General features: G+C 71.8%; 14 protein-coding genes and 1 pseudogene. 9 read left to right on the forward strand and 6 right to left on the reverse strand.

What is annotated here, in order from left to right:
- Positions 1-6: 6 nt before the first annotated feature.
- Entirely contained in the window at positions 7-582 is a 576-nt protein-coding gene (locus IEY61_RS26225; protein WP_189049004.1) for a TIGR03086 family metal-binding protein, read from the reverse strand.
- A 31-nt stretch (positions 583-613) separates the two neighbouring features.
- On the opposite strand from IEY61_RS26225, the gene IEY61_RS26230 reads away from it, so the two are divergent.
- Positions 614-1,432, forward strand: a complete 819-nt coding sequence (locus IEY61_RS26230) for a helix-turn-helix domain-containing protein (protein WP_189049006.1) — start codon at positions 614-616, stop codon at positions 1,430-1,432.
- A 557-nt stretch (positions 1,433-1,989) separates the two neighbouring features.
- On the opposite strand, the gene IEY61_RS26235 is transcribed toward IEY61_RS26230, so the two are convergent.
- The 4 genes and pseudogenes from IEY61_RS26235 to IEY61_RS31530 form a co-directional block, all read right to left on the reverse strand.
- Complete coding sequence (locus IEY61_RS26235; RefSeq protein ID WP_189049008.1) at positions 1,990-3,525, reverse strand: SpoIIE family protein phosphatase; 1,536 nt, start codon at positions 3,523-3,525, stop codon at positions 1,990-1,992.
- Position 3,526: 1 nt separating this feature from the next.
- The gene (locus IEY61_RS26240) at positions 3,527-4,873 is read right to left on the reverse strand and encodes a sensor histidine kinase (RefSeq protein ID WP_189049010.1); all 1,347 of its coding nucleotides are present in this window, start codon (positions 4,871-4,873) and stop codon (positions 3,527-3,529) included.
- Entirely contained in the window at positions 4,870-5,889 is a 1,020-nt protein-coding gene (locus IEY61_RS26245; RefSeq protein WP_189049012.1) for a SpoIIE family protein phosphatase, read from the reverse strand. The genes IEY61_RS26240 and IEY61_RS26245 overlap by 4 nt, the downstream gene beginning before the upstream one ends.
- A pseudogene (locus tag IEY61_RS31530) lies at positions 5,877-5,969 on the reverse strand (anti-sigma regulatory factor); the annotation flags it as partial. The pseudogene IEY61_RS31530 and the gene IEY61_RS26245, both read right to left, overlap by 13 nt.
- A gap of 193 nt (positions 5,970-6,162) precedes the next feature.
- On the opposite strand from IEY61_RS31530, the gene IEY61_RS26250 reads away from it, so the two are divergent.
- Complete coding sequence (locus IEY61_RS26250) at positions 6,163-6,519, forward strand: STAS domain-containing protein (protein WP_189049014.1); 357 nt, start codon at positions 6,163-6,165, stop codon at positions 6,517-6,519.
- Between the two features lie 10 nt (positions 6,520-6,529).
- Here the strand turns inward: IEY61_RS26250 and IEY61_RS26255 are convergent, their stop codons facing one another.
- Entirely contained in the window at positions 6,530-7,867 is a 1,338-nt protein-coding gene (locus IEY61_RS26255; protein ID WP_189049016.1) for an MFS transporter, read from the reverse strand.
- Positions 7,868-7,917: 50 nt separating this feature from the next.
- Between IEY61_RS26255 and IEY61_RS26260 the strand changes: the two genes are divergently transcribed.
- The 7 genes from IEY61_RS26260 (at position 7,918) to IEY61_RS26290 (ending at position 12,712) form a co-directional block, all read left to right on the forward strand.
- A complete protein-coding gene (locus IEY61_RS26260) occupies positions 7,918-8,601 on the forward strand; it encodes a FadR/GntR family transcriptional regulator (protein ID WP_189049018.1) in 684 nt (227 codons plus the stop codon).
- A gap of 39 nt (positions 8,602-8,640) precedes the next feature.
- The gene (mscL, locus tag IEY61_RS26265) at positions 8,641-9,102 is read left to right on the forward strand and encodes a large conductance mechanosensitive channel protein MscL (protein ID WP_189049020.1); all 462 of its coding nucleotides are present in this window, start codon (positions 8,641-8,643) and stop codon (positions 9,100-9,102) included.
- A gap of 81 nt (positions 9,103-9,183) precedes the next feature.
- Positions 9,184-9,414 (forward strand): hypothetical protein, encoded by a 231-nt coding sequence (locus IEY61_RS26270; RefSeq protein WP_189049022.1) that lies wholly within the window; start codon positions 9,184-9,186, stop codon positions 9,412-9,414.
- A 149-nt stretch (positions 9,415-9,563) separates the two neighbouring features.
- Positions 9,564-9,923 (forward strand): hypothetical protein, encoded by a 360-nt coding sequence (locus IEY61_RS26275; protein WP_189049083.1) that lies wholly within the window; start codon positions 9,564-9,566, stop codon positions 9,921-9,923.
- 145 nt (positions 9,924-10,068) lie between these two features.
- Positions 10,069-10,902 carry a CPBP family intramembrane glutamic endopeptidase gene (locus tag IEY61_RS26280; RefSeq protein WP_189049024.1) on the forward strand — a complete coding sequence of 278 codons (834 nt, stop codon included), beginning with the start codon at positions 10,069-10,071 and terminating at the stop codon, positions 10,900-10,902.
- A complete protein-coding gene (locus IEY61_RS26285) occupies positions 10,902-12,056 on the forward strand; it encodes a sensor histidine kinase (RefSeq protein WP_189049026.1) in 1,155 nt (384 codons plus the stop codon). The genes IEY61_RS26280 and IEY61_RS26285 overlap by 1 nt, the downstream gene beginning before the upstream one ends.
- On the forward strand, positions 12,053-12,712 hold the full coding sequence (locus IEY61_RS26290; RefSeq protein ID WP_189049028.1) for a response regulator: 660 nt from the start codon (positions 12,053-12,055) through the stop codon (positions 12,710-12,712). Before IEY61_RS26285 ends, IEY61_RS26290 begins: the two co-directional genes overlap by 4 nt.
- Positions 12,713-12,758: the final 46 nt, after the last annotated feature.

Genomic DNA, 12,758 nt, shown 5'->3' on the forward strand with positions numbered 1-12,758 from the left:
CCCCGGTCAGCGCGTCGGTGACGACCAGGCCGGGTCGCGGCCGGTGAGGGCGAGCAGCCGGGGCAGGTCCGGCAGGGCGGCGTCGACCGCCACCGGCTCGGCGAAGACGCCCATCTGCCGAGCCTGCGGGGCGAGCTGACCGGTCAGTTCCTGCAACGCGGGCAGGGCCTCCGGCGCCGGCTCGTACTCCTGACCGGTCGCGACCGCCAGATCCCAGCCGTGCACGGTGAGGTCGAGCAGCGCCATGCCGCCGACCACCGACTGGGGCATCCCCATCCCGGGCGAGACGCCCTGCTCGCTGGCCGGATCCGACCACGCCTCGATCAACCGGCGGGCCTGGACCGCAAACTGGTCCCGCCAGCCTTCGACGAGATGGTCGGGCTTGTCGGCCCAGGCCACCGGCTTCCGAGCGGCCAGGGTCTGGAAGTTGACCACCACCTCGTACAGGTGGTTGAGCAGGTCGCGGACGGCGTACTCCCGGCAGGGGGTCGGCAGGTCGAGCTGGTCGTCGGTGATCGCCCGGACCACCGCCACGGTTCGCGGCGCTGCCGCCGCCAGGAGATCACTAGTCTGAGTAGCCATAGGGCCAGCGTATGAAGGTGGTCTTGAAGAAATGCGACAGCCGCGCGGGGACAGTCGGGGCATCCTCGATCCGGCCCGGTTGATGCGACGGGTCCGGTTCCGTCGGCACCTGCCCGCCGCGCCGCTGCAACGCTGGGTCGAGCACTACTGGCTCGTCGACTGGGAGCTGACCGAGCCGTTCGAGCAGCGCGTCGTGCCGCATCCCGCGGTGAACGTGGTGTTCCAGCGCGACGGTGACGGGCCGGAGCACGCCGAGGTGGCCGGGGTGGGCCTGGACGTCTTCTCGATCGTGCTCGCCGGCACCGGCCGGGTCTGCGGCGTGCAGTTCCGGCCCGGCGGTTTCCACCCGTTCTGGCGCCGCTCGGTGGCCGGGCTGACCGGCCGGCGCCGGCCGTTCGCCGAGTTGGCCGACCGCTGGCCGCCGGCCGCCGCGCCGCGCCGGGTCATCTGCGCCGGTACGGACGCCGACCGCTGCCGTGCCCTGGACGAACTGCTCACGGGCTGGGCGCCCCGACCCGACCCGGTCACCGACGAGGCGCTGCGGCTGGTCGAGGCCATCCGGGCGGATCGGGCCGTACGCCGCGTCGACGAGTTCGCCCGCGACCACGGGCTCTCGATCCGCCGGCTGCAACGCCTCTTCCGCACCCGGGTCGGTGTCGGTCCGAAGTGGGTGATCCGCCGCTACCGCTTGCACGAGGCGATCGAGCGGACCACCGACGGCCCGCCCGACTGGGCCGCCCTCGCGGCCGAACTCGGCTACGCCGATCAGGCCCACCTGATCCGCGACTTCACCACCATCACCGGCATCTCCCCCGGCACATATTCACCCCGCACTCACCGTCGATCATGACGTTGGCGGCACGTTTCGCTCCCTCGCGCGACGGCGGTCAGCGCTGAGCGGGTTGCCACAGGTGCGGTCGGTACCGGCGGAGGTCGCCGGCCAACCGCTGCGGCCGGGCCGATCGGTTCCGGCAGATCCGTGACGGTGGCCTGGACGGTGTTCACGTCGCCGGCGGACGGAGCGTCCCCCCGCCCCTGGATGCTCTGCTGCTCCCTGTCGAGCTGAACCGTTGACGCCATCATGGAAAGGCCGCTCGTCACTGTCGATCACTGCTGGCAACTTCCGGTCACTGGCGGTCACTGGCGGTCACTGGCAGCCGTCGGTGTCCGTCCCGCGCTCCGGCAAGGCAGGTCGGGTCGGAGCCGCATCACCTGACCGGCGGCGTCACTGGCGGGCCGAAGGCACGATCCGTTCACGCTCTCAGCTCGACAGGGCCGGCCCTATCCACAGGTCCTCCCCGGGACGGGCATGAAGCCCAACGCCCGCGCGCCGCGCACCGGGGGCGGTTGTTAATAGGGGGCCCTTCCTCTACATGAGGCGTTAATAAGGGGCCCTTCCTTGCACGTTCAGCGGCGGCGGAGGGCGACCACGGCCACGTCGTCCTGGATCTCGTCGGGGGCCAGCTCGACGAGCAGCCGCTCGCAGAACCGGTCGAGGTCGGCGTCGACCTGTGCGGCGCACGCCGCCAGCGCCTTCAGTCCCTCGTCGATGCTGCTGTCCCGCCGTTCGATCAGACCGTCGGTGTAGAAGACGATCGTCGCCCCGGGCGGCAGCACGAACTCCAGGTCGGCCGGGCGCGGCGCCCGCACCCCGAGCAGCGGGGCGGAGTGCTGGACGAACTCGGTCTTGCCGTCCAGGCTGATCAAGGGTGGCAGGTGGCCGGCGCTGGCCAGCCGGACGTGTCCGGTGGCCGGCTCCAGCAGCAGCACGCAGGTGGTCGCCAACTCGTTCGGGAGCAGCGTAAGCATCAGCTCGTTGACCCGGTGCAGGATCTCACCCGGCTGGTGTCCCTCGACCGCGTACGCCCGCAGCGCGTGCCGCAGCTCGGCCATCACCGTCGCGGCGTGCAGGGAGTGCCCGGCCACGTCGCCGATCGCCAGCAGCAGATGACCGTCGAGCATCACCAGCTCGTAGAAGTCGCCGCCCACCTCGGTCTGCATGCTCGCCGGCTCGTAGCGCACGGCCAGGTCGAGCCCGGCGACCTCCGGGAGGCGGCGCGGCAGCAGGCTGCGCTGGAGCGTCACCGCGATCCGGTGCTCCTCGTCGAAGGAACGCTGCGCCTCCACCGCCGACGCCACCGCCTGCGCCAACTGGCGCAGCACCGGCCTGCGGGCGGTCTGCGTCGCGGTGGGCACCACGACGTAGAGCGGCACCCGGTCCTCCCGAAGTCGCGCGGCGGCCACCGTGATCGTGTCGCCGGCCGGCCAGTCGAGCAGTGCCCAGTCGGTCGGCGCCTGCACCCGCACGGTCGCCCCGGTCGGTACCCCGCTGTCGTCGACAGACCACGGAACGATGGTGGCCTCCGCGCCCGGACCGGCACAGATCCCGGCCAGGCAGTGACCGTCGAACGTCTCGGCGATCACCGCCGCCGGGCTCTTGAAGATCTCCGCAGCGCCGGTCGCCGCCGTCTCGAGCAGCCGGGTGAAGTTCGGTGCGGCGTGCACCGCCACGGTGGTGTCCGCCAATCCGGTGAGCCGCTCGGCGAGCAACTCGGCCCGCTGGCGAGCCTGGTAGTAGCGCAGCACCGCGTGGGCGGTGGCGACCAGTTCCTCCGGCTCGATCGGCTCCGCCAGATACGCGTCCGCACCCCGGGTCAGTCCCTGCGTACGATCCGCCACGTCGACCGCGTGCGCGGACACGTGGATCACCGGCAACGCGGGATGCATCGACTTGATCTGTTCGCACACCTCGAAGCCGCTCAGGTCCGGCAGTCGTACGTCGAGCACCACCAGGTCGATCGGATCCACTTCGACCCGGCTCAGGGCCTCGCCCCCGGTCTCCGCCTCCAGCACGGTGAAGCCGGCCCGGGCCAGCCAGTTCACCAGGAGGTAACGCTTGGTCCGACTGTCGTCGACCACCAACACGGTTGCGGCGCCGTCCACGTCACGTCCCGTCTGCCGGCAGTGAGACGGTGAAGGTGCTGCCCCGGCCCGACTCACTGGCCATCTCGAGGGTGCCGCCGAGCAAAGTCACCAGTCGCCGTGCGTACGGCAGACCGAGTCCCGTGCCGCCGACCCTGGTCGGGCCCGGCACCTGGTAGAACTCCTCGAACACCCGCTCGTGCTGCTCCGCCGGGATGCCCGGACCGGTGTCGGACACCGACAGCCGCCAGGTGCCCGCACGCCGCTCGGCGCGCAGCCGGACCTCGCCCCGGGCGGTGAACTTCAGACCGTTGTGCAGCAGGTTGCGCAGCACCTGGGCGAGGAGCACCTCGTCGGTGCGTACCGTGGCCGGTGGAGCGGGGTCCTCCACCACCAGATCGACCTCCGGGCCGGTGCGCAGCGCCCGGAGCGTGCCGCGCAGCTGACCGAAGACCGTCCGCAGGTCCACCTCGGCCCACTCCGGTTCGATCCGGCCCGACTCCGCCTTGGCCAGGTCGAGCAGCTCGTTGACCAGCGTGAGCAGGTCCGACGCCGAGGAGCGGATCAGGCCGACCTGACGCTCCTGCTCTTCGGTGAGCGGGTCGGACGCGGAGTCGTTCAGCAACCGGGCCAGTCCGATGATCGCGGTTACCGGCGCCCGCAGCTCGTGACTGACGTTCGCCAGGAAACGGGTCTTCGACTCGCTTGCCGCACGCAGCTGCGCCGACTTCTCGTCCAGCTCGGCGTAGAGGGCCACCACACCCCGGTTGGTCTCCTCCAGCTCGTCGGTGAGCTGATGGTAGAGCGCCAGCACGCCACGGTTGGTCTGCTCCAGCTCCTCGTTGAGCCGGGCCAGCTCGTCGCGCTGGCTGCGTACCTCGTCGAGGGCGGTGATGAGCTGTGAGTTCTGGGTGGCGAGTTCCTCCTCGACGGTGCCCGGTGCACTCGTGTCGAGTTGGGCGCGCAGCTCCGCGAGGCGTTCCGGGGTGAACGCCTGCGCGGTGACCGGGACACGTCGCGACATCCTCACGACCGTATCCCCATCGATCGCAACCACGCTCAGCCTGTCCACCAGCCGCGCCACCGCGCCGGACTGTGGCTCGTACCGCCCGTCGGGCAGCGGACCGACCGGGGCGAGGTCGACCCACAGATGACGTTGGCCGTCCGCGGTGCCGGTGACGGCGAACACCACGTCCGCTCCGCCGACGGTGAGCAGCAGGTCCCGAGCGACCTCGCTCAGCGCGGTGGCGAGCCGGACCTGGTCCTGGTGTTCCAGGCCGACCACGGCGGCGACCTCCCGACCACGCTGGCGGAGCACGAAGATGTCCCGCTCGACCCGCAGCGGCATCTGCAGCAGCGGTGCACTCATGACCAGAACCTTGCCACCAGCACCCCGGCGTCGTCGCGTCGGACACCGGCGTCCCGTAGCAGGGTGGCGGCCACCACCAGCGGCGACCGTCCGGCCAGGCCCGGGTAGTCGGCGAGTTGCCAACGGTCGGCCACACCGTCGGTGTGCATGATCAGCAGGCTGTCGGGGGCGAACGGGTAGTCGTACTGCCGGATCGCCGGATGTTGGTGCCCCGCGATGCCGGGCAGCGACACCAGCCCACGCCGCCGCCCCTCCCCGGTGACCACGTGGCCGCCGATGTTGCCCAGCCCCGCGTAGCGCAGCACGCCGGCCGCCGGGTCCGGCTCCGCCACGGCGAGCGCCGCGCCACGGGTGTGTGCCAACGACCGGTGCAGGTGTCCGACCACGTCGGCCGGGGAGGCGGCCGGGGCGTCCCGGAACGCGGTCAGCGCGGCGTCGGTGGCGGCGGCCAGCGGCCCGTGCCCGAGGCCGTCGGTGACCAGCACCTGGCGACGGTCGCCGACGATCCGCCAGGCCTGGCCGTCCCCGCTGACCGTCTGCCCGGTCAGCGGCCGGGTGAGCCCGCCGACCCAGGGGCGCGTGGCGTCCTCGGCGGCAAGAACCCGTACGGCGATGACGGTTCCCCGCCCGGGCCGGGAGTAGGCGTCGAACCAGCTCGCCTTGCGGACGATCGCACCCAGGCCGATACCGAGGGTGCCGGCGGTGGAGTGTCCGTCGCGAACGGAGCCGGTGAGGTCCGCCATGCCCGGCCCGGCGTCGATCGCGATCAGTTCGACGCCGGCGTCCAGTTCGCGACGCACCGGCCGGAGCAGCAGCATGCCGTCCTCGGCATGTTTGATCAGGTTGCTGGTCAACTCGGCGGCGACGATGGCCAGGTCGGCGACCCGGCCGGCGGGCAGACCCAGTTGGTCGCCCAGGCGTTCGGCCGCCCGGCGCACCCCGCTGCCGACGCTGTCGCTCTCCACCCGGAACCAGACGCCCCGGTCAGAGGCCGGTTCGGCGGTCACCGGGACCACTTGGTGATCGTGATCCGGGTGCCCTGGCCCGGAGCGGTCTGGATCTCGAACTCGTCCACCAGCCGTCGGGCGCCGCTGAGCGGCCGCTCTCGTCAGCGCTCAGCGCCATCGCACAACCCCCTCGGCCTGGACCGGCCGGACTCTATCACCGCAGGCTCACAAACTACTTGCCGCAGAGCAATCGAATGGCGTTGGACACCGGATCGCGCTCCCGTTCTGCGTACCGCCGCCCGGGTGGGATACCGTTCCTCAGATAAACAGGAGGTCTGGCAAATGTCCTTGACGGTTCACACGGAACAGCGCGGTGACGTCGTCGTCGTGTCGGTCGCTGGCGAACTGGACATGGCCACCGCACCCCAGTTGCAGGACCAGATCACCGACCTGCTCGACAAGGGGCACAGCCGCCTCGTCTTCGACCTGTCGAACGTCTCGTTCTGCGACTCCACCGGGCTGTCGGTGTTCGTCCGCGCCAAGAACAGCTGCGACGAGGCCGGCGGCGTGGTGCGCCTGGCCGCCCCGCAGCGGGGGGTGCTGCGGATTCTTGAGGTGAGCGGCCTGGTCGAGGTGCTGCACACGTACCCCACCGTCGAGCAGGCAGTCGCCGGCGACCCCACGCCCGCCTCGTCCTGACGGCACCGACTCAACGCTCGTCCTCGATGTAGCGGGGGCGGGCGATCAGCACTCCTGCGCCGGTCTGCACCGCGAGCGCAGCCAGCAGAAAGCCGACCGGCGCGGTCCATCCGCCGGTGGTCTCGTAGAGGATCCCGACCAGCAGCGGCCCCAGCGCCGCGATGACGTATCCCGTGCTCTGCGCGAAGGCCGACAGGGCCACCGTGCCGTCGGCGGTGCGGGCCCGCAGCCCGATGGTGGTCAGGATGAGCGGGAACGCACCCTGACCGAACGCCAGCAGCACCACCCACAGCACCGCCCCGTCGCGTGGCGCGAACGCCAGACCCAGGTACGCCAGGCTGGAGGCGGCGGTCAGCGCGAAGATCAGCGGACGCAGGGTACCCAGCCGACCGGCCAGCGCCGGCATCAGTAGCGCGATCGGCACCCCGAGCGCGGTCACGCCGGCCAGCAGCAGCCCGGCGTCCTGCGGGCGGAAACCCGCGTCCCGGAACAACTGGGCCAGCCAGCCCATGATCGCGTACCCGCTCAGCGACTGCGCCCCGAAGTAGATCGCCATCGCCCAGCCGAGCCGGGTGCGTCCGGGCCGGATGCCCGACCGGCCCGTGGTCGTGGCACCCCGGGTCGCCCGCCGCGTCGTGGCCCGGCTGCGCAGCGCCGCCGGCAGCCACGGGAGTACGGCCACGGCCGCCAGCCCCGCCCAGACGCCCAGCCCCGCCCGCCACGAGCCGAAGGCATGCGCCACCGGCACAGCGGAGGCGGCGGCCACCGTCGTGCCCACCGTCAGCGCCATCGTGTACGCCCCGGTGACCAGCCCGGTGCGGTGCGGGAAGTGCTGCTTGACCAGCATCGGCAGGAGGATGTTCGCCACCGCGATACCGGCCAGGGCCAGCGCGCTGGTCAGCAGGAACACCACGGCGGACCCGGTGAGCGCCCGCAGCAGCTGACCGACGGCGAGGGCGAGCATCCCGAACACCAGCAGCCGGGCCGGGGAGAGCCGGCGGACCAGCCACGGGGTGACCGCCCCAAGCCCGGCGAACGCGATGGCGGGCAGGGTGGTGATGAAACCGGCCATCGCGCCGGAGAACGCCAGCCCGACGCGTACCTCGTCGAGCAGGGCGCCCAGGCTGGTCACGGCGGCCCGCAGGTTCAGCGCCACCAGCAGCATCCCTGCCAGTACCAGCAGCCCGCCGGTGGTCCGGGGCGTCCCGCTCCGGACCGTCGCGGCGACGGCATCGGCCGGGTCGAGCCCGACCGGTGTGAGTTCGCCGGGGGCGGTCGGGGTGGTGGCGGGCGATCGTCCGCCGGCGGTGGTTGTCGGGACGGAGGCGCCAGCGGGTGACGGGGGCATGATCTCGAACCTACAATCATGGGATGAATTCCTGCGAGAGGCTGTAACCAGTGCCACCGCCGGTTGATTCCGCCACTGTCCCGCCCCGGGGCCGACGGGTACGAGAGACGATCGCGCACTTGCGTCAGCGGATCATGGCTGGTGAGTGGCCGGTGGGCAGCCGGATCCCGACCGAGCCACAACTGGTCGAGGCGCTCGGCGTCGGCCGCAACACGGTGCGGGAGGCCGTTCGGGCCCTCGCCCACGCCGGCGTGCTGGAGTGCCGGCAGGGCTCCGGGACGTACGTCGTCTCCACCGACGAGTTGGCGCCGGTGGTGGCCCGGCGGCTCACCGAGGACCGGGCGGCCGAAGTGATCGAGGTGCGCCGCGCCTTCGAGGTCCAGGCGGCGCGGCTGGCCGCGCGGCGGCGTACGCCCGAGGACCTGGCCGCACTCGACGCCGCGCTCGACGCCCGCGAGGCGGCCTGGCGCGGCGGCCGGGTCGCCGACTTCGTGGCGGCCGACGCGGCACTGCACACCGCGGTGGTCACGGCGGCGCACAACACCATGCTCGCCGAGTTGTACGCCTCGATCGGCGCCGCGATACGCAGCACCGTCGCCCACGCGACCGGCGAGGCGCTGACCCCGGAGCGGCACATCGACCACGCCCGGCTGGTGGCGGCGATCCGGGCCGGCGATGCGGAGCGGGCCGCCCGGGAAGCCGACGCTTTTCTGGAGCCTCCGCCCGGGGCATAGGTTGTCCCCGACGGAAAACCGGACACCTCGGGAGTACGGATGCTCAAGGGTTTCAAGGACTTCATCATGCGCGGCAACGTCGTCGACCTCGCGGTCGGCATCGTCATCGGCGCCGCCTTCACCGGCCTGGTCACGGCGTTCACCAGCTCGTTCCTCCAACCGATCATCAACCTCGTCGGCGCGTCCCCAGCCGGCCCGGGAGCCCGCTTCGAGCTGGGGACCGACAACTACGTCACCTGGGGCGCCTTCATCAACGCGCTGATCACGTTCCTGCTCACCGCGGCGGCGCTCTACTTCCTCGTGGTCTTCCCGATGAACAAGCTGGCGGAGCGGCGTCGGCGTGGCGAGGAACCTCCGCCGGCCGCGCCGAGCGAAGAGATCAAGCTGCTCACCGAGATCCGGGACGCGCTCGTCGCCGCCGGCCGGACCACCCTCGCGCAGCAGCGTGGCGCGCTGGACGACGTGCTCGGCCACCGGGAGGAACCGCCCAGCCAGCGCTGAACCGGTCACTCGCACAGCGATCCCTGCGGGATTCCCGCAGGGGCCGCACGAAGTCGAACACGTGTTCGATAAAGTCCGGCCATGGAGCAGCGAAAGCACTGGTGGAACGGGAAGTGGGGGCGACTGGCCCGGCGGGACGTCTTTCTCCGGGTGGACGCCGACCGGTGGTACGTCGAGCAGCGGGCCGGCGGCGCCGAGGGAGCCTCCCGCTTCTACGAGTACGACACCCTCGACGAGGCCGAGGAGACGGTACGCGCCCTGCTCCAGCCCCCCGACCCCTGGCGCGAACTCTCCCCCCGCCCCACCCCCTGACCCGGTTGATCAAGAAGTTCGCGTCAAGATTCGCCCGGATCCTGACGCGAACTTCTTGATCAACCGAGCTGTGGGGGTGGGGCGGGGTGTGGGGGTGGGGTTTGGGGGGAGGCGGGGCGGGGAACCGCGCGGGAATGGAGCAGCAGGGTATCGATCAGCGGACGACCGTATCGAGGATCACCACCGGGATGCGGGTGGTGGACTCCGCCGGAATCGATGTGGGCACGGTGGATCTCGTCCAACGCGGCGACCCCAACGCGGTGACCGTGCAGGCGCCCACCGCCGACCCCGGCGGCAGCCTGGACGAGTTGATCGAGTCCACGACCACGGCGGAGCCCGACGTGCCGGCGGACCTGGCCGCCCGACTACTGCGTACCGGCTATCTCAAGGTCTCCACCGAGTTGGTCGCCACCGGCGCCGTCTACGTGCCGGCCGACCAGATCGCCTCCGTCACCGACCACGAGGTCCTCCTCAACGCCCTGACCACCGACCTGCCCCCCGAGATCTGACCCCCACAGTTCATCGCAAGCACGCTTGTCCCCCGTGCGAGCTACCCGCAAGTGTCCACCGCACGGTGACGATTCCCGACGCGCGAATTCATAGCGTTTCAGGTGACCACGGCGCTCCTGCCGGTCATCTCTCGAAGGAATCATCATGCGTGTGTTGAAGCAGATCCTGGCCGTCGCGGCGGTCAGCCTCGTCGGCAATCGGGCCGTCGTGGCGGTGCAGGGCAACCCCTGGCTCGCCCTGGCCATCGGGATGGCGACCGCCGTGGCCGCGGTCCTCGCGTACGAGTGGGTGGTGCGACGCACCGAAGGGCGTTCGGTCACGGAGTTGGCCCGGGACGGGGCCGGTGCCCGGATCGTCCGGGGGATGGTGATCGGATTGGCCTTGTTCGCCGCCGTCATCGCCAACATCGCCTTCATGGGTGGCTACCACGTACACGGTTCGGGCTCGATGTCCGGCATGGTGGGGCTGTTCGGGTTCATGGCCACCGCGGCCGTGACCGAGGAGTTGCTCTTCCGAGGCCTGCTGTTCCGCCTCGTCGAGGAACGCCTCGGGACCTGGCTCTCGCTGCTGCTGTCCGGCATGCTGTTCGGCCTGATGCACCTGCTCAACCCGGACGCCAGCCTGTGGGGCGCGACCGCCATCGCGATCCAGGCGGGCTTCATGCTCGCCGCCTGCTACGCCGCCACCCGCAACCTGTGGGTACCGATCGGGCTGCACTTCGGCTGGAACTTCGCTGCCGCGGGCATCTTCGGCGTCGTGGTCTCCGGCAACGGCGAGTCGAAGGGGCTGCTGGACGCCACGACGTCGGGCCCGACGCTGCTCAGCGGCGGCGACTTCGGGCCGGAGGGCAGCCTGTACGCGGTGGCGGCGGGACTGGTGCTGACCGCGGTGTTCCTGTGGCAGGCCCATCGTCGCGGTCGCATCGTGCCGCGTCGCCGCGCGGTCGGCGCCCCGGCGGCGAGCGTTACCGTCTCCTGATGGTCGACCCGCGGACGTTCCCGGACTCGTGGCGGCGCTGGCCGGTCACGGTCCGGGATCTCCCGTTGGCGCTGCTGATCGCCCTCGCCTCCGCGGTGCCGGCGTTGCAGGACCGCGGTACGCAGCTCGGCGACCTGCCCGGCCGTCCGTTCGACGCGCTGGCCGTGGTGGCGATCGCCCTGGAGTGCCTCCCGCTCGCCATCCGCCGACGCTGGCCGGCGATCGCCCTCGCTCTGGTGTCGCTCGGCTTCACCATCGACCAGTTGCGCGCCTACCACACGGTCGCGGGCGCCGCGCTGGCCGTCGCGCTGCTGAGCGCCGGCGCCTACCTGGAACAGGGCCGGCGCACCACCATGGTCGTGGGCTCCGCCGCGTACGTGGCGCTGGCCGTCGCCCTGGACCGGCAGGGGTCCACCGAGGGGGTGAGCGGGTTCGTCACCTTCTACCTGGTGTTGGCTCTCGCCTGGGGCGCCGGGGCCTGGCTGCGGCAGAGCCGGGCGGCCGAGGCCGAGCGCCGCCACAGCGTCGCCGCGACCGCCCGCGCCGCCGAACGCTCCCGCATCGCCGGTGAGCTGCACGACGTCGTGACCCACCATGTGACGGCGATGGTCGTGCAGGCCGAGGCGGCGCGCTACCTGACCGCCGCCCCGGACCGCCTCGACACCACCCTCACCGCCATCACCGACACCGGCCGGCGGGCCATCGCCGACCTGCGGATCCTGCTCGACCTGCTCAACCCCGACCACAACGCCGACCCGCGTACGCCCGCCGTCGGCGAGTTGCACGCCCTGGTCGAGCAGACCCGGCAGGCCGGGCAGCCGGTGGAGTTCACCGAGGAGGGCAGCCCGGCGGAGACGACCGGCGGCGCGGAGGTCGCCGCCTACCGGGTCGTGCAGGAGGCGCTGACGAACGCCCTGAAGTACGCCCACGGCAGCCGCACCGCCGTGCACGTGCGTCACGGGGAAAGGGAGATCACAGTGGAGATCAGCACCGAAGGATCGGACGCATCCGCCGCAAGCCCGGGCGGAAGCGGACGCGGCCTGGCCGGGCTACACGAACGCGTCACCGTGCTCGGCGGCGAGTTCAGCGCGGAACTCCGGGAGGGTGACGGCTTCGTCGTGCGGGCCCGCATCCCCACCGGGAGCGCGTCGTGACCGCGCCGATCCGGGTGCTGGTCTGCGACGACCAGGCGCTGATCCGTACCGGCTTCGCGACGATCATCGGCGCGCAGCCCGACCTGGAGGTGGTGGGCGAGTGCGGGGACGGGCGCGCGGCGGTCGACCTCGCCGGCCGGCTGCGCCCGGACGTGGTGGTGATGGACGTACGGATGCCGGTGCTCGACGGCATCAAGGCGACCCGCCTGCTGGCCGGCGTCGGGGTGGAGCACCCGGTCAAGGTGCTCGTGGTGACGACGTTCAACCTCGACGAGTACGTCTACGAGGCGCTGCGCGCCGGGGCGAGCGGGTTCCTGCTCAAGGACGCCCCACCGGCGCAACTGCTCCACGGCATCCGCACCGTCGCCAGCGGCGCCGCGCTGCTGGCGCCCGAGGTGACCCGGCAGCTCGTGGGCAGGTACGCGGCCCGCATCCGCCCCGCCGAGGGCACGCCCGACGAGGTGGGACTGACCCCGCGCGAGTTGGAGGTGCTGCGCCTGATCGCCGACGGCCTCTCCAACGGCGAGATCGCGGCCCGGCTGGTGATCAGTCAGGAGACCGTCAAGACGTACGTGTCGCGCATCCTCACCAAGCTCGACCTGCGCGACCGCGTGCAGGCGGTGGTGTACGCGTACCGCACCGGCCTGGTGACGTGAGCCCCGGTCGTAACGATGCCGTTCGGCGGTGCGTCGACGCCAGCGC

Origin of the sequence: Micromonospora sonchi, from assembly GCF_014646235.1 — a bacterium.
Classification (GTDB): Bacteria; Actinomycetota; Actinomycetes; order Mycobacteriales; family Micromonosporaceae; genus Micromonospora; species Micromonospora sonchi.

Bases quoted from the DNA above. Each gene is read 5' to 3' on its own strand.
- IEY61_RS26240 (WP_189049010.1), bottom strand. From the start codon at position 4,873: ATGAGTGCACCGCTGCTGCAGATGCCGCTGCGGGTCGAGCGGGACATC.
- IEY61_RS26250 (WP_189049014.1), top strand. From the start codon at position 6,163: ATGTCCTTGACGGTTCACACGGAACAGCGCGGTGACGTCGTCGTCGTG.
- IEY61_RS26225 (WP_189049004.1), bottom strand. From the start codon at position 582: ATGGCTACTCAGACTAGTGATCTCCTGGCGGCGGCAGCGCCGCGAACC.
- IEY61_RS26255 (WP_189049016.1), bottom strand. From the start codon at position 7,867: ATGCCCCCGTCACCCGCTGGCGCCTCCGTCCCGACAACCACCGCCGGC.
- mscL (WP_189049020.1), top strand. From the start codon at position 8,641: ATGCTCAAGGGTTTCAAGGACTTCATCATGCGCGGCAACGTCGTCGAC.
- IEY61_RS26285 (WP_189049026.1), top strand. From the start codon at position 10,902: ATGGTCGACCCGCGGACGTTCCCGGACTCGTGGCGGCGCTGGCCGGTC.
- IEY61_RS26230 (WP_189049006.1), top strand. From the start codon at position 614: ATGCGACAGCCGCGCGGGGACAGTCGGGGCATCCTCGATCCGGCCCGG.
- IEY61_RS26270 (WP_189049022.1), top strand. From the start codon at position 9,184: ATGGAGCAGCGAAAGCACTGGTGGAACGGGAAGTGGGGGCGACTGGCC.
- IEY61_RS26280 (WP_189049024.1), top strand. From the start codon at position 10,069: ATGCGTGTGTTGAAGCAGATCCTGGCCGTCGCGGCGGTCAGCCTCGTC.